Source organism: Paenibacillus chungangensis, assembly GCF_042675905.1.
Taxonomy (GTDB): domain Bacteria; phylum Bacillota; class Bacilli; order Paenibacillales; family Paenibacillaceae; genus Pristimantibacillus; species Pristimantibacillus chungangensis.
Map to the genome: position 1 here is coordinate 612,233 of NZ_JBHTJZ010000005.1, position 18,873 is coordinate 631,105.

The following is an 18,873-nucleotide window of genomic DNA, read 5'->3' on the forward strand; positions in this document are numbered from 1 at the left end:
TTATGACACAATCAGGTTCAAAGGATCATGTGCATGCTCTGTTCGAGGCGATAGCGCCTAAGTATGACACGATGAACGATATTATTAGCTTCCGCAGACATAAGGCTTGGCGCAAGTTCACGATGAAAAAAATGGGGATGAAGCCCGGTCACACTGCGCTGGATGTGTGTTGCGGCACGTGCGACTGGAGCATTGACATGGCCCGGACGACCGGCACCGGCGACATCATCGCGCTTGATTTCAGCCAGAATATGTTGGATATTGGCGCCGCCAAAATCAACAATTTGCAGCTGCAAGATCGGATACGGCTGGTCCGTGGGAATGCCATGAGTCTTCCATTCGAGGACGATACCTTCGACTATGTCACAATTGGCTTCGGACTGCGGAACGTGCCGGATTACCTGCAGGTTCTGCAGGAAATGAGACGTGTAGTAAAGCCTGGTGGGAAAGTCGTATGTCTGGATACGTCCAAGCCGACCTGGCAGCCGTTTAAAGGAATTTATTATTTATATTTTGAACGGATCTTGCCTCTATTCGGCAAGATGTTCGCCGGTAAGTTCAAGGAATACAAATGGCTTCCGGATTCGCTCAAGTTGTTCCCGGATGCCAAGCAATTGAAAGAGCTATTCCAAAAGGCGGGCTTGGAGAAAGTCGATGTAAAACTGTTTTTCGGGGGGGTAGCCGCCCTTCATATGGGAACTAAAGGGAAAGAGGAAGGGTAATGATTCGCAAACTTGGCATTATACTTGAAATGATTAAATTTGAACACACTGTTTTTGCCCTCCCGTTCGCTTATATGGGCGCTATCCTCGGCACAATCGTCATGGAAGATCGCTTGCCATTATGGAGCGAAATCGGATGGATTACGCTGGCCATGTTCGGCGCCAGAAGCGCAGCCATGGGCTTGAACCGTTTGATCGACAAGCGAATCGACACCAGCAATCCGAGGACGAGTAACCGCGCGCTGCCGGCTGGGCTGCTCCGTTCGGTTGAAGTGCTGCTATTCATCGTGGCTTCCTTCGCTATGCTGGTCTATGCTTCGGCCAACTTGGATGCCATTACGATGAAACTTATGCCGATTGCGGTGTTCATGCTAGTGTTCTATTCTTACACGAAGCGCTTCACTTGGCTTTGCCATATTATACTGGGCTTGACGATCGGATTGTCTCCGTTGGGCGGCTGGGTTGCCGTTACCGGAGAGTTCAATGCCGCAGCTTGGGTGCTGTATGCGACAGTTTCGTTATGGATTGCCGGATTCGATATCGTCTATGCGACACAGGATCGGGAATATGATCAGCGCGCAGACCTGCACTCCATTCCTGTCCGATTCGGAATTGCAGGAGCGCTGTGGATTGCCAGAGCGCTCCATGCTGTGACGGCTGTTGGATTTTTGTCTTTGTTCTGGATGACAGGACTGAGCTGGGCTTATCTGTTTGGTGCCGTAATCGCAGTGTCATTACTGTTTTACCAGCATTTTCTCGTCCGACCAACGGACTTGTCCCGCGTTCAAGTGGCATTTTTTGGCATGAACGGGACGCTAAGTGTCGTATTGTTCCTGTTCGCTATTTTTGACTTGTTGGTACTGCGCCAATGGTAGCTCACGGTAAGCGGCGGTTGGTCGTCGGCATAACGGGAGCAAGCGGATGCATATACGGCATCCGCTTGATTGAACAACTGCTTGCTAGCGGCTGGTGCGTGCATCTGGTTGTTACGGAGGCGGGCTGGCGGGTGCTGAAGGAAGAACTCGGCTGGGAGGTGGCAAGACGTACGGTTGCGCTGGATCAGGTTTTTGGAACGGCGCTTAAGGACGGTAGTCTGCACTATCATCCCAATGCTGATATTGGCGCCTCAATTGCGAGCGGCTCATTCCGTGTGCAGGGAATGGTTATTACTCCATGCTCGATGGGAACATTAAGCGCAATTGCCCACGGAAGCTCCGATAATCTGCTGACGCGTGCAGCGGATGTCATGCTGAAGGAAGGGCGTCCGTTGCTTCTCATGCCGCGGGAGACGCCGCTGCACGCTATTCATTTGGAGAATATGCTGACGCTCGCCAGATTGGGCGTTCGAATCGTTCCGGCCATGCCCGCCTTTTATTACAAGCCGCAATCGATGGAAGATATGATTGATTTCCTTGTCGGCAAAGTACTGGACAGCTTAGACATTGATCATGATTTGTACAGAAGATGGGGAGATGATCAGCATGGGGCTGGGACGCCCAATTCGAATAGGGGAGATTGATTACGCTAACGCCTGGCCCCTGTTTCATGGCCTAGCGCAGCAAGGAACATGCGGGAATGACAGCTACGAGCTGGTTGCCCAAGTGCCTTCCCGGTTGAATGGACTGCTCAGCGAGGGCAAACTGGATGTGGCGGCCATATCTTCCTTCTCCTACGGTCAATTCTCAGAGCAATACAGGCTGCTTCCAGGATTGTCTGTGGGATCCGTAGGCAAGGTGCATTCCATTCTCTTATTCCTGAAGGAACCTATCCATGTCACGAAACCGAAAAAAATTGCTTTAACGTCTGCATCTGCCACTTCAGTCAATCTGCTCAAAATTATTATGGCGTTAAGATTCCAATGCACGCCGGATTACATTACTACCGAGCCTGTGTTGGACGAGATGCTTCATCATGCTGATGCTGCGCTGCTGATTGGCGATCCCGCCATCCGGGCTTCATGGCTATCGCATGGCCTTCATATGATGGATCTAGGTGAGTTATGGCACGATTGGACGGGGCTCGGCATGACGTATGCGGTCGTCGCGGCAAGGCGCGATATGATCGACAGGGAGCCGAAGTTGGTGAGAGCGGTAGGGTCCATGCTTCTAGAGACAAAGCGCGACAATTTGAGCCATGTGGATGACTTGATCGTACACGCATGTGCGCGCATTGGCGGCAGCCGTCCCTATTGGACAACCTACTTCCGGTCATTGCAATATGATTTTGACTCGCGCCTTCAGGACGGTCTGTCTTTATATTTCAAGTACGCAAGACAACTGGGGTTATTGCAGCAAGAGACGAAAATTGCTTTTCTCGAAGAACAATCTGCTTATAAGGTGAACGAATGAAACTATTAGATCTGTACGCCAAAATGAAAGGCGATTTAAACGGCATAGAGAAGGAACTTGAGCGCAGCGTCAGGGACGAGCATGCGTTGCTTAGCGAGACGTCCGTGCATCTGCTCAAGGCGGGAGGAAAACGCATCCGACCGGTATTTGTGCTGCTTGCAGGAAAGTTTGGCGATTACAAACTTGACGTGCTCAAAAAGGTGGCTGTACCGCTGGAATTGATCCATATGGCATCGCTTGTGCATGACGATGTGATCGATGATGCTGACACCAGGCGCGGTCAGCCTACCGTCAAATCCAAGTGGGACAATCGGATCGCCATGTACACAGGTGATTACATTCATGGCCGTGCGCTCTCTGTAGCGGCTGAGTTGAAGGACCCGTTTGTCCATCAAGTGCTGTCTAGCGCATTGGTTCAGATGTGCATTGGTGAGATGGAGCAAATCAGGGATTTCTTCAATACGGATCAATCCGTCCGCAACTACTTGCTTAGAATTCGACGTAAGACTGCGCTTCTTATCGCAATTAGCTGCCAACTGGGCGCTGTTGCTGCAGGAGCAGAGCGCAAGACGGCGAATCAGCTCTATCGGTTCGGATACAATGTGGGCATGGCGTTCCAGATCAGGGACGACTTGTTGGATTTGTACGGTACGGAGAAAGCAATCGGCAAGCCGCCAGGATCAGATATGAGACAAGGCAACATCACGTTGCCAGTTATTCTGGCTCTGCGGGATGAAGGTATCCGTGAATCGCTGCTGCACGAGATTGCGGCTATTCGCCAGCAAGGCTTGTACGCAGATGCTTCGCGGGCTATCGGCCTGATCAAGAACAGCGTCGGCGGATCCTTAGCGGATGAGCTCGCCAACCGATACATTGCAAAGGCACTTCATGCGCTGCAGCAATTACCCGCTATTCCGGCTCGAAAAAACTTGATGGACATCGCACATTTTGTAGGCAAAAGAAATTACTAGCAACAGAAGAGAAATGAGATGCAGGAAGGAAATGATGAGGGATGGAAAAAACGTTTCTGATGATCAAACCAGATGGCGTGCAGCGTGGCTTGATCGGAGAGATCGTGTCGCGCTTCGAAAAGAAGGGGCTGACATTGTCAGCCGCCAAATTTATGACCGTTACGCAAGAGCTGGCCGAAATTCACTATGCCGAGCATAAAGGGAAGCCGTTTTACGAACCGCTTCTTACATTTATTACCTCCGGACCGGTATTTGCCATGGTGTGGAGCGGAGACAATGTCATCGCTCTCACTCGAGCGTTGATTGGTAAGACGGATGCACTGGCAGCCGCTCCTGGTACGATCCGCTCTGATTTCGCTGTACATACGAATTTCAATCTTATTCACGGTTCCGATTCGCCTGCTAATGCTGAGCGGGAGATTGGCTTGTTTTTTGCTCCTGAAGAAATCGTACACTACGAGCATTCGTTGCAAAAATGGGTATAGAGCTCGCGATATAGTTCCACATGCGTAAACTTTAAAGGATGGTAGAATAATCGTTACTTCAGGAGGGTAGAAATGTCAGACAATCAGGATTTCATGCGGTTCGTGGAGCGGATGAAGCATAAGACAGACATTGACTTATCCCAGTATAAGGAAGCCCAAATGAAGCGAAGGTTGACCACGCTTCGGATGAAGCATGGCTATACTACCTTTGATCAGTATTGGAAGGCGTTGGAGAACGATAAAGCGCTAATGAATGAATTTCTCGATCGGATGACGATCAACGTATCGGAGTTCTGGCGCAATCCGCAACGCTGGGAAGTGCTGAAGGACCGCTTTTTGCCTGACATGCTAAGTGCCCACTCCAATTTGAAAATATGGAGCGCGGCGTGCTCGACGGGGGAAGAGCCTTATACGATTGCGATGATTCTGGACGGATTGGGAGCGCTACAGCGTACGAAGCTGCTTGCAACGGATTTGGACAGCAATGTGCTACTTAAGGCGCAGCAGGGCGTCTACTTGGACCGGGCGCTTCGTGATGTGCCTCGAACCTATCGCGATCGTTACTTTACGGAGCAACACGGAGCCTACGAGGTTAACGACAAGCTGCGCCGAGCCATTCAATTCAAGCAACAGAATTTGCTGCATGACCGTTTCGACGGCGAATTTCATTTGATTGTATGCCGCAATGTTATGATCTATTTTACCGAGGATGCGAAGCATCAGCTCTATCATAAATTCTCTGCGGCGCTCAAGCCTGGCGGACTGCTCTTTGTAGGGAGTACAGAACAAATATTTACGCCATCGCAGTATGGATTTGAGGCGGCCGACACGTTTTTCTACCGTCGAATATAGCTTGCAGGTATACGAATTTCCCTCTTTTCCGATAATAGGTCTAAATAAACCTGCACGGAAGGTGGATTTCGTATGGATAAGCGTCAAGTGATTGCCGCATATAAGCGAGGCATGATCACGATTCAGGAATGTGCGCAAATTCTGGGACTGGAGAGAAGTCAATTGCCTGGCTTGCTGGACGATCGCGATTTTGCAGGAGAGCGCGCGCTCCCAGTTGAAAGCCGTGATCGGCCCTCTTCAGCTACATTCTTGTAAGTTAGGTAACTTTGCAAGCTTCACTGCCGCTCAATCATGAGAATGAGTCCGGCAGCGGAGCTTTTTTGTTGCCGTTTCATGGCGGCTATACTATAATGAGCAAAGATGTTTTCGGATAAAGAGGAACTTGTCGAAGGAGGAGCTTAAGCTTGAGTTTACGTTATTTAACGGCAGGGGAGACGCATGGTCCTCAGCTCACAGCGATTATTGAAGGGCTTCCCAGCAATATGCGGCTAGACTTCGAGGAGCTGAACTTTCAACTGCAGCGCCGGCAGAAGGGACACGGTCGAGGCCGCAGAATGCAGATAGAACAAGATGTGGCTGAGATCGTCGGCGGCGTTCGGCACGGCAAGACGACGGGAGCGCCTGTCGCGCTGATTGTCCGCAACAACGATTGGAAGCACTGGATGAAGGTGATGAATATTGAGCCGACCGAAGGCACCGACGAGGAGAAGCGGCGCGTCCATCGTCCACGACCGGGACACGCCGATTTGAACGGCGGGCTCAAGTATAATCTGAAGGATCTGCGCAATGTGCTGGAACGTTCCAGTGCGCGGGAGACGGCTGCCCGTGTTGCGGTAGGAGCGGTTGTGATGCAATTACTGGCGGCATTCGGCATTAAGATAGCGGGACAAGTCATATCCATTGGCGAGATTACGGCGCCACCGAACGATATACCGCTGGATGAACTGATGGCTTTGACAGAGGAATCGCCTGTTCGTGTAGCCGACAAGGCAACTGAGGCTAAGATGACTGAATATATCGACAAGATCAAAGCGGAGGGGGATTCCATCGGAGGGATCGTGGAGTGCATCGTCGAGGGCGTGCCGGTCGGCCTGGGCAGCCATGTGCAATGGGATCGCAAGCTGGACGGTCGAATTGCAGGGGCGGTGGTCTCCATTAATGCGTTCAAGGGCTGCGAGATAGGTATCGGCTTCAACGCGGCGAAGCTGCGCGGTTCGCAAGTGCACGACGAAATTATGTACAGCGAGGAGCGCGGTTATTATCGTGCAAGCAATCGGCTGGGCGGCTTCGAAGGTGGCATGACTAACGGTGAGAGCATTGTTGTGAGAGGCGTTATGAAGCCGATACCAACGTTGTATAAACCGTTAAGAAGCGTTGATATCGATACGAGAGAGCCATTCACTGCTCAAGTGGAACGTTCGGACAGCTGTGCGGTACCGTCAGCAAGCGTCGTCATGGAACATGTCGTGGCTTGGGAAGTGGCGAAGGCGTTCCTGGAGAAGTTCGGCGGAGACTCTATGGAAGAAATTCGCGACAACCTGAACAACTATCTAGAGCAATTGGAGAGGTATTAATATGCGTGAGCTAACAGTAGACCTGGGGGAACGGTCATACCCTATTTATATTGGGGAAGGACTCTTGAGTGAGGCTTCTTCTTACTTCCAACGTCATGGCATCAGTAAGAGATCGCCATTGATGATTATAACGAATGATGAGATTGCCGCGCATTATCTGGCACCGCTGCAGACCGAGCTTGAAGCGGGTGGGTATCGGGTTCACAGCGCCATCATCCCTGCTGGAGAGAATTCGAAATCGCTTGATATGCTGGGAGAGCTGGTAGGCGAGGCGCTAGAGGCGGGGCTCGACCGCAAATCTGCGATTGTCGCGCTTGGCGGTGGCGTAGTGGGCGATCTGGCGGGCTTCGTGGCCGCTTCCTACATGAGAGGGATCAAATTCGTTCAGCTTCCAACGACGATATTAGCACATGACAGCAGTGTGGGTGGAAAGGTTGCGGTTAACCATCCGCTCGCCAAAAATATTATCGGAGCGTTCCATCAGCCCGAGTTCGTATTATATGACCTGTACACGCTTCAGACGCTGCCTCTGCGAGAGGTGAAAGCGGGACTGTCGGAAGTGGTCAAGCATGGACTTATATGGGATGCGGAGTTCGTGGACTGGTGTGAGAAGCATGCCAATGATCTGCTGGCGTTATCCCCTGACGCGCTCGGCTATGCGCTCCATAAAGGTTGCGGTGTGAAAGCCGTTGTCGTCTCGCAGGATGAGACGGAGCAAGGCTTGCGCGCCATACTGAACCTGGGTCACACAATCGGCCACGCGCTTGAAGCGGTCGCAGGTTATAACGAGCTTCTTCATGGCGAGGCAATATCGATCGGAATGGTCGGTTCAGCTCGCCTTGCCATGAAGTTCGGCGCACCGTCACAAGTGTATGAGCAGACGAAGCGAACCCTTGCCAAGCTTGGTTTGCCCGTCGTCTTGCCGGAGAAGTATGATGTAGACAAAGTGATGAGCGCAATGATGCATGACAAGAAATTCGCAGAGGGTACGATGGTATTCGTATTGCCTACAGCGATCGGGAAAGTGGAAATCAGACGTGATATCCCTGTGGATTGGGTGAGAGAAGTCTTAGAGCAATTGAAACTGGAGGATGAACAACAATGAGCGTACGGGGAATTCGTGGGGCTGTGACCGTCGACAGCAATGACGCGAAGCTGATTGCATCGGCTACACTGGACATGATGAAGGAACTGGTGGAACAGAATGAACTGTCGCCAGTCGATATATGCAGCGTATTAATTACGGTTACGAACGATCTGGACGAGACGTTCCCGGCCCAAAGCATCAGACAGCTGTCAGGGTGGGAACTGGTACCGTTAATGTGTGCGCTGGAAGTGCCGGTGAAGGGGAGCCTGGAGCGTTGCATACGGGTAATGGCACTCGTTAATACGGATAAAGGACAGGAAGACATCAAGCATGTTTATCTGGGCGGGGCCAAGGCATTGCGTCCTGATTTGTCGACGAAATAAATGAACGTTCATGCAAGCGGTTGACGCATCACCGTGCATGTTATATAGTAAAACGTAGATGAGATGAGAGCAGTGAGATTTTAGCCGAGTTGAGATGAGACGAGACGAGTGGAATTGAACAGAGATCGTGCTGTGCGTGTATTGTGCACTTTGCAGCAGGGATAGATCGTGCGAACTGCAGCGGCGCCTTTTTCTATAGGTAGTCTGGTGAGCTGCGGATTCATTATAAGGCATATGGAATGTCTTTTGTTCGCTATCCCTTTATTTCTAATCAATTCATTAACGTTATCATCCATTCATATCGGGCTCCTGCTGCGGCAGGGGCTTTTTCTTGTTCTATACACCACAGAAGACGCCGGCAGTCGGCAGGCTCATCTTACATTTAGCAAAAGGAGGTCGTTGGGGTCCAATGATGAATCATGAGCTGCAACGTATCATTCAGTTATCCGATAGTTACAATTTAATCCCAATTGTTCGTCATGTCATGGCGGATACAGAGACGCCGATCTCATTGTTTCAGCATTTTGCCAAGGAGAAGCATGCTTTTCTGTTGGAAAGCGTAGAGGGTGGAGTGAAGTGGGCCAGACATTCCTTCATTGGAACGAATCCCTTCATGATGCTATATGGCAAGAATGGCGACTTGATACTGGAGCATGACGGCAGCAAGGCGGTGCTTAGCGGTTCACCGATTAGCGAGCTGAAGGCAAAGCTACGCACGTTCCGTAGTCCGTCTATCCCGGAGTTGCCCCCGTTTACAGGCGGAGCAATCGGGTTTTTCGGATATGATCTACTGCAATATTATGAACGTCTGCCGGCTCATCGAGTTGACGATTTGAATATGAACGACCTGCAATTTATGTTCTGCGACACGGTTATCGTCTTCGACCATTTCAAACAGCAGCTGCAGCTTATCGGCAACGTACACATCCCGGATGGTGCAACGGATGAGTCGATCGAGCAAGCGTATAACGAAGCTGTAAGCAAGTTAGAGTCGATGATGCTGCGTTTGCAGAAGCGTGTGGAGCCGGCGGCGGCGCCAGTAGCTCCCATCCCTTCCGATCCCGATCTTGGCGATGTGCAGTCCAATCTGACGAAGGAACAATATATGGCGAATGTGGTGAAGGCCCAGGAATATATCCGTGCGGGCGATATTTTTCAAGTGGTGCTGTCGCAACGATTCAGTATCGAGACGGAAGTCGATCCGCTGCATGTGTACAGAGTATTGCGCGTCATGAACCCTTCTCCGTATATGTATTACCTGAAGATGGGGGATGAAGTGATCGTAGGCACATCGCCGGAGGCGCTTGTGAAGGTGAATGGCGATCGGGTGGAGACGAGACCTATTGCCGGGACTCGTCCGCGCGGGGGGACACCGGAGGAAGACAAGGCGCTAGAGCTGGATCTGCTAGCTGACGAGAAGGAACGCGCCGAGCATCTGATGCTGGTCGATCTTGGCCGCAACGATATTGGCAGAGTGTCGGAATTCGGAACAGTGAAGTGCGATTCCTTCATGGAGATTGAGCGTTATTCCCATGTTATGCACATCGTATCTAATGTAAGCGGTAAGCTGCATCCCGAGAAGGACTTCTTCGACGCCTTCATCTCATGTCTTCCGGCAGGTACTGTATCGGGAGCTCCCAAGCTGCGCGCGATGGAGATTATCGCGGAGCTGGAGACGGAAGCGCGCGGCGCCTATGCAGGAGCAATCGGCTATCTGGGCTTTGGGGGCAGCATGGATACGTGTATAACGATCCGAACGATCATCTTCAAGAATGGCAAGGCTTATGTGCAGAGCGGGGCAGGTATCGTGTGGGATTCTGTGCCGGAGAACGAATATATGGAGACGGTCAATAAGGCGAAGGCGATGCTGAAGGCGATTCGGGCAGCGGAGGAGAGCTTCGCCTCGCGGGAAGAGAAGGCGCACAAGGTATCCATTAATGCGGATTATGATGTCGCAGCGAACAGCGAACGGGAGGCTGGGATAAGATGAGTACAATGACGATTACAATGCAGAACGCTCTTGGCAGAATTATGAACGGCAGTGATCTGACAAGAGGCGAAGCGGCCCATGTCATGTCGCTGATCATGAATGGAGAAGCGACAAATGCGCAGATCGGCGGCATTGCAGCGGCGCTTCGCATGAAGGGGGAATCGAGGGAGGAGATTACGGGCTTCGCTGAAGCGATGCGCGCCTTCTCCAGCCGCGTGCAGACCGAGCAGTCCGGACTGCTTGACACTTGCGGCACGGGAGGCTCCGGTATTCATAAGTTCAATATATCTACAGCCTCCTCTATTATTGCGTCCGCTTCCGGGATCCGAGTAGCCAAGCACGGCAACCGAGCAATGTCAGGCAAGGCTGGTAGTGCCGATGTGCTGGAAGCGCTTGGCGTGCAGATCTCGCTTTCGCCGGAACAAGCGGCCGCTTGCCTGGAGCGGATCGGACTGTGCTTCATGTTCGCCCAAATTTATCATCCGTCGCTACGCCACGCCGCAGCGCCACGTCGGGAGCTTGGCGTGCGAACGATCTTTAATATGCTGGGCCCGTTGACGAATCCTGCCGGAGCGGATCGCCAGTTGCTGGGATTGTACGACCGCAGCAGGACAGAGACGATTGCAGAAGTGCTAAGGGAACTGGGGCTTAAGCGTGCGATGGTCGTCAGTAGTCATGACGGACTGGATGAGATCAGTATATCGGCGCCTACCCAAATATCGGAGTTGAACGGCGGCGTAATTACTACCTATGATGTGACGCCCGAACAGCTTGGTTTGAAGCGTTCTCCAATCTCGCAGGTAAGCGGCGGAGATCCTGCCAAGAACGCTGACATTATCCGCGCCATCTTCCAAGGGGAGGAGACTGGGGCATATCGCGATATCGTGCTTGCCAACGCCGGCGCATGCATTTATATTGGGGGAGGCGCGTCTTCCTTGACAGAGGGCGTTGACTTGGCGGCATCTACAATCGATTCCGGTGCGGCAAGCGCCAAGCTGCAACAATTAATCGAGATGACAGGAGAGTTGGCCCATGTTTCTTGATCGCATAGTCGCTACGAAGCGCACCGAGGTTGAATCGCTCGAAGCAAGCTTCTCCATTCAACATACTGAACGTATCATTGCCGATCTTCCGCCGTGCAGAGGTTTTCACCGCGCGTTGACGGCTGAGGGGCGGAAGCGCCAGACGGGGCTCATCGCGGAAGTGAAGAAGGCGTCGCCTTCCAAAGGGCTTATTCGCTCGGACTTCCATCCTGTGCAACTTGCGGCGGCATACGAGGCTGCCGGAGCGGATTGCATATCCGTATTGACGGATCAACCTTATTTCCAAGGTTCAAATGCGTATCTTGAGCAAGTAAGAGCGGCAGTCGATCTGCCATTGCTGCGCAAAGACTTCACAATTGACTACCGACAAATATATGAAGCTCGTACAATCGGTGCAGATGCCGTATTGCTCATTGCAGCTATTCTGACGGATCAGCAAATGTCGGAATACTATGATCTGGCTCATGCGCTAGGCATGGACGCGCTCGTCGAGGTCCATGACGAGGAGGAGTTGCATCGTGTGCTTGCATTGGACAAGGTGGAGCTGATCGGTATCAACAATCGTGATCTGCGCACATTCGTAACGGATCTGCGGACGACGGAAAAGCTGATGAAGACGATTCCTGAGACGGTCACTGTTATTAGCGAAAGCGGCATTGCAGGCAGATCGGATTTGAATTATTTGCAAACCGTCGGTGCCGACGGCGTGCTGATCGGAGAGCATTTCATGCGTCAGCCAGATGTGGGAGCTGCCGTCGAATCGCTTATGGGGCCGATACGAGGATGACGGCGCAACGTGAATTGAAGGTGAAAATTTGCGGCTTGACGGATGTGGATACGATTGAAGGTATGAACGGTCTGCCGTTTCACTACTTGGGTCTCGTATTCGCTCCCAGCCGTCGGCAGGTGACGGGAAAGCAAGCGGGAAAACTTGTGGAAGCCGCACGGAAGATCAAGGGAGCCGGAGGGAATCGTCCTCTTGTCGTCGGTGTATTCGTCAACGCATCCATTGCGTACATCGGCGAAGTATTGAACGATGCTCCGCTCGATGTCGTTCAGCTTCACGGTCAGGAATCAGCGAATGACATGCGTGAGCTGCGAGAGGCATATCCTCATCTTCAGATATGGAAAGTATGTTCAGTAGCCAAAGAAGAACCAAAGGAATACGAGCAAATTCTGATGGAACTCAGCGCATACCGCACAACCATTAATGCGCTGCTGATAGATGCGCCAGGAGGCGGGACGGGCCAGACCTTCAACTGGGAACGGATCGAGGCCTATGGCCGTGCCGCCCGTCAGCTTGGACTTCCGCTGTTCGTGGCTGGCGGACTTCATGCGGATAATGTGCGGGAGCTGCTAGAGAAGCATTCGCCTGACGGCATCGATGTATCTAGCGGCGTGGAGATAGAAGGACGCAAGGATCTGGGGAAAATTGCATTATTTATTCGAAGGGTGATGGAGAGATGACTGTAGTGCCAGATGCGGCAGGAAGATACGGCAAGTTCGGAGGCCGATATGTGCCGGAGACGTTAATGAACGCATTGTTGGAGCTTGAAGAAGCTTATATACATTATGCCGGGGATGCTTCCTTCCAAGAGGAAGTGCGCACATTGCTGCACCGTTATTCAGGAAGACCCACCTCGCTCTATTATGCAGCCCGCCTGACTGATCAGCTGGGAGGTGCCAAGATTTACCTGAAGCGCGAAGACTTGAATCATACCGGGGCCCACAAGATCAACAATACGATCGGACAAGGCGTGCTCGCCAAGCGGATGGGCAAGACGAAGGTGATTGCGGAGACGGGGGCGGGGCAGCACGGCGTCGCATCGGCGACGATTGCAGCGCTGTTGGGACTGGAATGCAAGGTGTTCATGGGCGAAGAGGATATGAAGCGGCAGCAGCTGAATGTATTCCGCATGAACCTGCTGGGGACAGAAGTGGTGCCCGTCACGTCCGGCACGCGGACGCTGAAGGACGCCTGCAACGAAACGCTGCGCTACTGGGTAAGTCATGTGACGGATACCTATTATATTCTGGGCTCGGTTACGGGGCCGCATCCTTATCCCATGATGGTGCGCGACTTCCAGCGGATTATCGGCGATGAGGCAAGGAAGCAGATTCTGGAGGAAGAGGGGAGATTGCCGGATTACGTCGTCGCGGCAGTCGGCGGCGGAAGCAATGCGATGGGCATCTTCTATCCATTCGTGGAGGATGACGGCGTCAAGCTGTTGGGTGTTGAGGCTGCCGGGAGAGGCGTTGATACGCAGGAGCATGCGGCGACGATGACGAAGGGGACGCATGGCGTATTTCAGGGGTCCATGAGCTACGTGCTGCAAGATGAGCACGGACAAGTGCTTCCGGCGCATTCCATCTCCGCCGGTCTCGACTATCCCGGCATTGGTCCGGAGCACGCGTACTTGAAGGATTCCGGCCGAGCGCAGTACGTACCTGCTACGGACGCTGAGGCGCTGGATGCGCTGCAGCTGTTGTCGCGTACGGAAGGCATTATACCGGCGCTGGAGTCGGCGCATGCCATTGCCGAGACGATCAAGCTGGCACCTACGCTGAATAAGGACCAGATCGTCATCGTGAATCTGTCCGGACGCGGCGACAAAGATGTGGAAGCCATCATGGGCTACTTGGGAGGTGCGGTCAATGAATCAGATCGATAAAGTGTTCACAGAGCTTAAGGCGGCAGGGAAGACAGCGCTCATTCCGTTCATCTCGGTAGGCGATCCGGACTTGGACACAACGGTTGATATTGTGAAGGCGTTGGAGCAAGCAGGAGCCGACATCATTGAGCTTGGAGTGCCCTATTCCGATCCGCTCGCGGACGGACCCGTCATTCAGAAGGCGTCGGAGCGGGCTCTTCGCAACAAAGTGACGTTGCTTGACTGCATCAATGTCGCGGAGCGGCTTCAGAGCGAAGGGGTACGAATGCCGCTTATCTTATTCTCGTATTACAATCCTGTGCTTCAGTACGGTCTTGAGAGCTTCTTCGAGCTGGTCGCGAGCAAAGGAATTAGCGGTATGATCATTCCCGACTTGCCGATCGAGGAGAGCGAGAGCGTGCTGCCCCTGGCCGATGCCGCCGGGGTTCACCTGATCCCTCTAGTTGCCCCGGTATCACGGGAGCGAATCGTACGAATTGCCGAGAATGCAAGAGGATTTGTCTATTGCGTATCTTCTCTGGGCGTTACAGGCGTTCGCTCTGAGTTCCATAACGGCATTGACGAATTTCTGTCCACTGTTCGGGAAGCGACTGATTGTCCGATTGCAGTCGGATTCGGCATATCGAACCGTGATCAGGTCGCCAGATTCCAGCAGCAGTGCGATGGCGTTATCGTCGGAAGCGCCATCGTACGCAAGATAGAAGAGGCGATTCCGCTGCTTCAGTCGCCCGTGACGAAGGAGCAGGGCATAACGGAAATTACCCAATTTGTAACATCGTTGAAAGTATAATGTAACCTTGAGGAAGAGTTTCCCCGAAGTGCAGGCGGGAGGCTCTTCCTTCTTTCTTGCAAATCCTCTTTTAAAGCAATATCGAATATGAGACAATAGAGAGATAGAAACGATTGTTTCACATTGATATAGAGATGAGAGAGAGGATATGTCTATGCGGCCAAAAAGCAATATTGTTCATTTGCCGGTCTATCAGCCGGGCAAGCCTGTAGAAGATGTGAAGAGAGAATTGGGTTTAAGCGAAGTCATAAAGCTGGCATCCAATGAAAATCCTTACGGTTGCTCCAGTAAAGTAAGAGAAGCTGTACTTGAGGAAATTGAACGCTCCAGCATTTATCCCGATGGCGCGAGCATCGAGCTGACGGAAGCATTGGCGGGCAAGTTGGAAGTTGATGCAAGGAGCGTCATATTCGGTTCCGGCTCCAGCGAGATCATTCTGATGATCGCCAGAGCGTTCTTGGCCCCCGGAGACGAGACGATTATGGCGGATGAGACTTTCTCCCAGTACAAGCATAATGCAGAGGTCGAAAATGCCCATATTATTGAGGTTCCACTTAAGGAAGGCGTTCATGATTTGCAGGCAATGCTGGAGAAGGTTACCGACAGGACGAAGGTGCTGTGGATATGCAATCCTAACAATCCTACCGGTACCATCGTCAAGCATGACGAATTAATCGCGTTCATGAAAGCCGTTCCCGAGCATGTTCTTGTCGTGCTGGACGAAGCCTATGGCGAATATATTGATGACCCGGCATACAGCGATGGCGTTCAGATGCTGAAGGAGTACCGCAATCTTGTCGTCTTGCGGACATTTTCCAAAATATACGGACTTGCCGCTCTTCGCATCGGATACGGTGTCGGACATCCGGACGTCATCCATTTCATTAATCAGGTCAGGGAACCATTCAATACGACACGAGTCGCACAGGCAGCGGCGAAAGCTTCGCTTGCGGACGACGAGTTTGTAGCGAATTGCCGCATTCATAACAGTCAGGGGCTGGCGTACATGTGCGAGAAGTTCGATGAACTCGGTCTGAACTACTTTCCGGCATACGGCAATTTTATTATGGTAGATGCCAAGCGACCTTCCCAGGAAGTATTCCAGAGCTTGTTGCAGAAGGGCGTCATCGTGAGGCCTCGTTGGGCGCATTATCCTTCGTACATTCGCGTATCCGTCGGCACTCCGGAGCAGAATGTGAAGTTTATCGCCGCATTGGAGGTAGTATTGCAGGAAGCGGCGGTGCAGAAGAGCTAACATGATGAAAGTATCGATTTTCGGTGTCGGATTAATAGGCGGTTCAATAGCATTATGTTTAAAGGACAAGCCCGGCATTCAAGTAATGGGGTACTCTCCTCGTCTTTCGTCGGCAGAGAAATACGTCCAGAGAGGCGTAGTGGATGAGGCCACGACTTCCGTAGAGGAAGCCGCCGCAGATGCGGACTTTATATTCCTGTGCGTTCCAGTTGGCCATATGGACGAATACCTTCGACAGCTCAGTACCTGCAAGCTGAAGAAGGGCTGCATTGTGACGGATGTCGGCAGCACGAAAGCTTCAGTCATGCATAGTGCGGAGGTGCTGAAGCAGGAGGGCATCACATTCATCGGAGGTCATCCTATGGCGGGGTCGGAGCGTACAGGCGTTGAGGCGGCTTCCTACCATCTGCTTGAGAATGCCTTCTATGTATTGACTCCTGCACCTGATGCGACAGAGGAAGCGGTGCAAGCGCTGGAACAGCTTCTGTCCCATACAAGGGCGAATATCGTGAAGGTTGAAGCGGAGCTGCATGACGATATTGTGGGAGCCATTAGCCACTTGCCCCACATTATCGCTGTTGCTCTAGTTAATCAGGTTCGTGCATATAACGAAAGCAATCCCTTGTATGAAGCTCTTGCAGCAGGCGGCTTCCGAGATATTACAAGGATCGCATCAGGAGACCCTGCCTTATGGCGGGATATATTGCTGGATAACCGAGAAGTATTGCTGAAGCATCTGAAGGATTGGAATAACGGTATAGAAGAATTCGTCCGTATGCTGGAGCAAGGCGATGGCAACGGCATATCAGAAGCATTCCGATTGGCGGGGGAGTTCCGTGGCCAGATGCCTGAACGAAGGAAAGGCATGATTCATTCCATCTATGATTGCTATGTGGACGTTCCAGATCACCCCGGTATCATCGGCAATATCGCAAGCGAGCTAGGCAACAATAGAATCAACTTGAGCAATATTCAGATTATTGAAAGTAGAATGGATGTGCCTGGCGTATTGAGGCTAAGTTTTCGAAGTCAGGAATATCTGGATTTGGCGATCGAGCTTCTCCGGAGCAATGGCTATACCGTATCGACTTAAATAAGAGATATGTAACTCCGCGCCTGTCGATCTGCGCGGAGTTTAATTTTGCTATTGACATATTGGAAGCGTATACATATAATAAAAATACAGTATGGTTTCTCTCCACTCCTATCCAATATCTACAGCGCTCGGCATGAGCGCTAACCACTCATTAGAGTGGTTTTTTTTTGTCCTCTTTCATGCACTGAATGATATTTGTAAATAGATTATAAAAAAGGATGAAAATCCTTTTTGTCGAAATGGGAAGGAATTTGCATATCGAACACGAATAGTATACTACTCGTGTTTTTTTTCGTTATTTAAATAAAAGACCGCAACTTTTTGCTTCCCGTACAGTACAATGTTACAACAAATGCGCGGGGAGCAATTGTGCAGGTGGAGGAGGTTCGCCTGTCATGACGGATTCCCAATTAATACGTGAGATAAAGGATGGCAATGTTGAGCTTTACTCAGAACTTATGCAACGGTATCAGAGAAAGATCATGGCTTTCATCTATCACATGCTGAAGAGCTCGAAGCTGGAGCAGATGTCGGAGGATCTCTGTTCTGAGACGTTCTATAAAGCTTATCGCAGTCTGCATTCCTTCCGAGAGATGGATGCTTCTTTCTCTACTTGGTTATATACGATTGCCCGGAACACAGTGTTAAGCGAGCTTCGCAAGGTGAAAGCGATCAATGTGTCTCTAGAGGACGTCGGATTCGAGCCGCCGGAATCTGACGAATTGGCTCCAGAAGCGCACGCGCTGCGCAAGGAACGAATGGCACTCGTCAGACAGGCCATTAACCGGTTGCCTGAGAAGCAGCGATCGGCCCTGATTCTTCGTGAATATGACCAGCTCGACTATCAAGAGATCGCGAGCATATTGGGGCAGACGGTCAGTTCTGTCAAGTCACTGTTGTTCCGTGCAAGGACAAGTGTGAAAGATCAACTTGAACCTTATTTCGGAGCTGCATCGGAGACGGAACAATTCGAGAGGATGAATACACGATGAAATGTACAGAAGTGCAGCAGAAGTTTGGTGAGTATTGGGACTTGATGGAAGGGGATGAAGAGCGTACAGCTATCGATTTCCATCTGACGCAATGTTCAGCATGCAATGAGCAATATGAGATCTGGGAAGCCAGCCAGCAATTAATTAAGGACTCCTCTATCAATGCTGAGATATTCGGCTCCTTGGAGCTGATGAACAGAAATGTGATGGATCGTATATACGCCAGTACATCCCTAATGTCCGTACCGACCAAGAGTTACAAATTCACACAGGCGTTCAAACGAAATATTTCAATTGTAATCGCTGCATGTATGGCGATGTTTGCTAGCGCTTTGTTTGTATTTGTTTTGGATGGCAAAGATGTTGATCAGTCCGTGAAGCTAAGCGAATTATCCGGTCTAATAGAGACAGCTAACGCTGCCACGACAGGTTCGGTGGTGAAAGCATCCTTATATGCCGAAATACCAGTCGCCAGTATTAGCGATCCTGTTGTGCTGGAGGTTGTCCCTGGGTTTCCCCATTATTATATCGCTCTCTCTTTGATAGGATTAATCTTATGTCTGCTGGTATTGAATTGGCTGGCAAGGGTGAGAAACTAGTCGACGCAATGTTA

21 protein-coding genes are annotated in these 18,873 nt (G+C 51.4%); all 21 read left to right on the forward strand.

The genetic code is table 11. The features are described from left to right. Window positions 1-2 precede the first annotated feature (2 nt). Entirely contained in the window at window positions 3-722 is a 720-nt protein-coding gene (locus ACFQ2I_RS05350) for a demethylmenaquinone methyltransferase (protein ID WP_377562615.1), read from the forward strand. Then, window positions 722-1,597, forward strand: coding sequence for a UbiA-like polyprenyltransferase (locus tag ACFQ2I_RS05355; protein WP_377562616.1), 876 nt, complete (start codon window positions 722-724; stop codon window positions 1,595-1,597). Before ACFQ2I_RS05350 ends, ACFQ2I_RS05355 begins: the two co-directional genes overlap by 1 nt. Further along, complete coding sequence (locus ACFQ2I_RS05360; RefSeq protein ID WP_377562617.1) at window positions 1,591-2,241, forward strand: UbiX family flavin prenyltransferase; 651 nt, start codon at window positions 1,591-1,593, stop codon at window positions 2,239-2,241. Before ACFQ2I_RS05355 ends, ACFQ2I_RS05360 begins: the two co-directional genes overlap by 7 nt. Continuing rightward, a complete protein-coding gene (locus tag ACFQ2I_RS05365) occupies window positions 2,204-3,070 on the forward strand; it encodes a menaquinone biosynthesis protein (RefSeq protein ID WP_377562618.1) in 867 nt (288 codons plus the stop codon). The genes ACFQ2I_RS05360 and ACFQ2I_RS05365 overlap by 38 nt, the downstream gene beginning before the upstream one ends. Next, window positions 3,067-4,041, forward strand: a complete 975-nt coding sequence (locus ACFQ2I_RS05370) for a polyprenyl synthetase family protein (RefSeq protein ID WP_377562619.1) — start codon at window positions 3,067-3,069, stop codon at window positions 4,039-4,041. The genes ACFQ2I_RS05365 and ACFQ2I_RS05370 overlap by 4 nt, the downstream gene beginning before the upstream one ends. Window positions 4,042-4,082: 41 nt before the next feature. Beyond that, window positions 4,083-4,526 (forward strand): nucleoside-diphosphate kinase, encoded by a 444-nt coding sequence (gene ndk / locus ACFQ2I_RS05375; RefSeq protein ID WP_377562620.1) that lies wholly within the window; start codon window positions 4,083-4,085, stop codon window positions 4,524-4,526. A 72-nt stretch (window positions 4,527-4,598) separates the two neighbouring features. Next, entirely contained in the window at window positions 4,599-5,378 is a 780-nt protein-coding gene (locus ACFQ2I_RS05380) for a CheR family methyltransferase (protein ID WP_377562621.1), read from the forward strand. 72 nt (window positions 5,379-5,450) lie between these two features. Continuing rightward, window positions 5,451-5,633, forward strand: a complete 183-nt coding sequence (locus tag ACFQ2I_RS05385) for a hypothetical protein (RefSeq protein WP_377562622.1) — start codon at window positions 5,451-5,453, stop codon at window positions 5,631-5,633. A gap of 149 nt (window positions 5,634-5,782) precedes the next feature. Then, window positions 5,783-6,952 carry a chorismate synthase gene (gene aroC / locus ACFQ2I_RS05390; protein WP_377562623.1) on the forward strand — a complete coding sequence of 390 codons (1,170 nt, stop codon included), beginning with the start codon at window positions 5,783-5,785 and terminating at the stop codon, window positions 6,950-6,952. Between the two features lies 1 nt (window position 6,953). Further along, window positions 6,954-8,057: a 3-dehydroquinate synthase gene (gene aroB, locus ACFQ2I_RS05395; protein ID WP_377562624.1), complete on the forward strand. Its 1,104-nt coding sequence runs from the start codon at window positions 6,954-6,956 to the stop codon at window positions 8,055-8,057. Beyond that, a complete protein-coding gene (gene aroH / locus ACFQ2I_RS05400) occupies window positions 8,054-8,422 on the forward strand; it encodes a chorismate mutase (protein WP_377562625.1) in 369 nt (122 codons plus the stop codon). The genes aroB and aroH overlap by 4 nt, the downstream gene beginning before the upstream one ends. A gap of 409 nt (window positions 8,423-8,831) precedes the next feature. Further along, window positions 8,832-10,412 (forward strand): anthranilate synthase component I, encoded by a 1,581-nt coding sequence (gene trpE / locus ACFQ2I_RS05405; protein ID WP_377562626.1) that lies wholly within the window; start codon window positions 8,832-8,834, stop codon window positions 10,410-10,412. Next, window positions 10,409-11,455 carry an anthranilate phosphoribosyltransferase gene (gene trpD, locus ACFQ2I_RS05410; RefSeq protein ID WP_377562627.1) on the forward strand — a complete coding sequence of 349 codons (1,047 nt, stop codon included), beginning with the start codon at window positions 10,409-10,411 and terminating at the stop codon, window positions 11,453-11,455. The genes trpE and trpD overlap by 4 nt, the downstream gene beginning before the upstream one ends. Beyond that, on the forward strand, window positions 11,445-12,242 hold the full coding sequence (gene trpC / locus ACFQ2I_RS05415; RefSeq protein WP_377562628.1) for an indole-3-glycerol phosphate synthase TrpC: 798 nt from the start codon (window positions 11,445-11,447) through the stop codon (window positions 12,240-12,242). Before trpD ends, trpC begins: the two co-directional genes overlap by 11 nt. Next, window positions 12,239-12,922, forward strand: a complete 684-nt coding sequence (locus ACFQ2I_RS05420) for a phosphoribosylanthranilate isomerase (RefSeq protein ID WP_377562629.1) — start codon at window positions 12,239-12,241, stop codon at window positions 12,920-12,922. The genes trpC and ACFQ2I_RS05420 overlap by 4 nt, the downstream gene beginning before the upstream one ends. Next, window positions 12,919-14,127 (forward strand): tryptophan synthase subunit beta, encoded by a 1,209-nt coding sequence (trpB, locus tag ACFQ2I_RS05425; RefSeq protein ID WP_377562630.1) that lies wholly within the window; start codon window positions 12,919-12,921, stop codon window positions 14,125-14,127. Before ACFQ2I_RS05420 ends, trpB begins: the two co-directional genes overlap by 4 nt. Beyond that, window positions 14,111-14,917, forward strand: coding sequence for a tryptophan synthase subunit alpha (gene trpA / locus ACFQ2I_RS05430; RefSeq protein WP_377562631.1), 807 nt, complete (start codon window positions 14,111-14,113; stop codon window positions 14,915-14,917). The genes trpB and trpA overlap by 17 nt, the downstream gene beginning before the upstream one ends. A gap of 154 nt (window positions 14,918-15,071) precedes the next feature. Further along, window positions 15,072-16,172, forward strand: coding sequence for a histidinol-phosphate transaminase (hisC, locus tag ACFQ2I_RS05435; RefSeq protein WP_377562632.1), 1,101 nt, complete (start codon window positions 15,072-15,074; stop codon window positions 16,170-16,172). Window position 16,173: 1 nt separating this feature from the next. Continuing rightward, window positions 16,174-17,265: a prephenate dehydrogenase gene (locus ACFQ2I_RS05440; protein ID WP_377562633.1), complete on the forward strand. Its 1,092-nt coding sequence runs from the start codon at window positions 16,174-16,176 to the stop codon at window positions 17,263-17,265. A gap of 398 nt (window positions 17,266-17,663) precedes the next feature. Continuing rightward, window positions 17,664-18,260, forward strand: a complete 597-nt coding sequence (locus ACFQ2I_RS05445; protein WP_377562634.1) for an RNA polymerase sigma factor — start codon at window positions 17,664-17,666, stop codon at window positions 18,258-18,260. Next, on the forward strand, window positions 18,257-18,859 hold the full coding sequence (locus ACFQ2I_RS05450; RefSeq protein WP_377562635.1) for a zf-HC2 domain-containing protein: 603 nt from the start codon (window positions 18,257-18,259) through the stop codon (window positions 18,857-18,859). The genes ACFQ2I_RS05445 and ACFQ2I_RS05450 overlap by 4 nt, the downstream gene beginning before the upstream one ends. Window positions 18,860-18,873 lie beyond the last annotated feature (14 nt).

Excerpts from the sequence above, each read along its gene's own strand:
- trpC (WP_377562628.1), top strand. The coding sequence starts at position 11,445 with ATGTTTCTTGATCGCATAGTCGCTACGAAGCGCACCGAGGTTGAATCG.
- ACFQ2I_RS05355 (WP_377562616.1), top strand. The coding sequence starts at position 722 with ATGATTCGCAAACTTGGCATTATACTTGAAATGATTAAATTTGAACAC.
- ACFQ2I_RS05450 (WP_377562635.1), top strand. The coding sequence starts at position 18,257 with ATGAAATGTACAGAAGTGCAGCAGAAGTTTGGTGAGTATTGGGACTTG.
- ACFQ2I_RS05385 (WP_377562622.1), top strand. The coding sequence starts at position 5,451 with ATGGATAAGCGTCAAGTGATTGCCGCATATAAGCGAGGCATGATCACG.
- ACFQ2I_RS05420 (WP_377562629.1), top strand. The coding sequence starts at position 12,239 with ATGACGGCGCAACGTGAATTGAAGGTGAAAATTTGCGGCTTGACGGAT.
- aroB (WP_377562624.1), top strand. The coding sequence starts at position 6,954 with ATGCGTGAGCTAACAGTAGACCTGGGGGAACGGTCATACCCTATTTAT.
- ACFQ2I_RS05350 (WP_377562615.1), top strand. The coding sequence starts at position 3 with ATGACACAATCAGGTTCAAAGGATCATGTGCATGCTCTGTTCGAGGCG.
- trpD (WP_377562627.1), top strand. The coding sequence starts at position 10,409 with ATGAGTACAATGACGATTACAATGCAGAACGCTCTTGGCAGAATTATG.
- ACFQ2I_RS05365 (WP_377562618.1), top strand. The coding sequence starts at position 2,204 with ATGGGGCTGGGACGCCCAATTCGAATAGGGGAGATTGATTACGCTAAC.
- trpA (WP_377562631.1), top strand. The coding sequence starts at position 14,111 with ATGAATCAGATCGATAAAGTGTTCACAGAGCTTAAGGCGGCAGGGAAG.
- ndk (WP_377562620.1), top strand. The coding sequence starts at position 4,083 with ATGGAAAAAACGTTTCTGATGATCAAACCAGATGGCGTGCAGCGTGGC.
- ACFQ2I_RS05380 (WP_377562621.1), top strand. The coding sequence starts at position 4,599 with ATGTCAGACAATCAGGATTTCATGCGGTTCGTGGAGCGGATGAAGCAT.
- trpB (WP_377562630.1), top strand. The coding sequence starts at position 12,919 with ATGACTGTAGTGCCAGATGCGGCAGGAAGATACGGCAAGTTCGGAGGC.
- ACFQ2I_RS05360 (WP_377562617.1), top strand. The coding sequence starts at position 1,591 with ATGGTAGCTCACGGTAAGCGGCGGTTGGTCGTCGGCATAACGGGAGCA.
- hisC (WP_377562632.1), top strand. The coding sequence starts at position 15,072 with ATGCGGCCAAAAAGCAATATTGTTCATTTGCCGGTCTATCAGCCGGGC.
- ACFQ2I_RS05370 (WP_377562619.1), top strand. The coding sequence starts at position 3,067 with ATGAAACTATTAGATCTGTACGCCAAAATGAAAGGCGATTTAAACGGC.
- ACFQ2I_RS05445 (WP_377562634.1), top strand. The coding sequence starts at position 17,664 with ATGACGGATTCCCAATTAATACGTGAGATAAAGGATGGCAATGTTGAG.
- ACFQ2I_RS05440 (WP_377562633.1), top strand. The coding sequence starts at position 16,174 with ATGATGAAAGTATCGATTTTCGGTGTCGGATTAATAGGCGGTTCAATA.
- trpE (WP_377562626.1), top strand. The coding sequence starts at position 8,832 with ATGATGAATCATGAGCTGCAACGTATCATTCAGTTATCCGATAGTTAC.
- aroH (WP_377562625.1), top strand. The coding sequence starts at position 8,054 with ATGAGCGTACGGGGAATTCGTGGGGCTGTGACCGTCGACAGCAATGAC.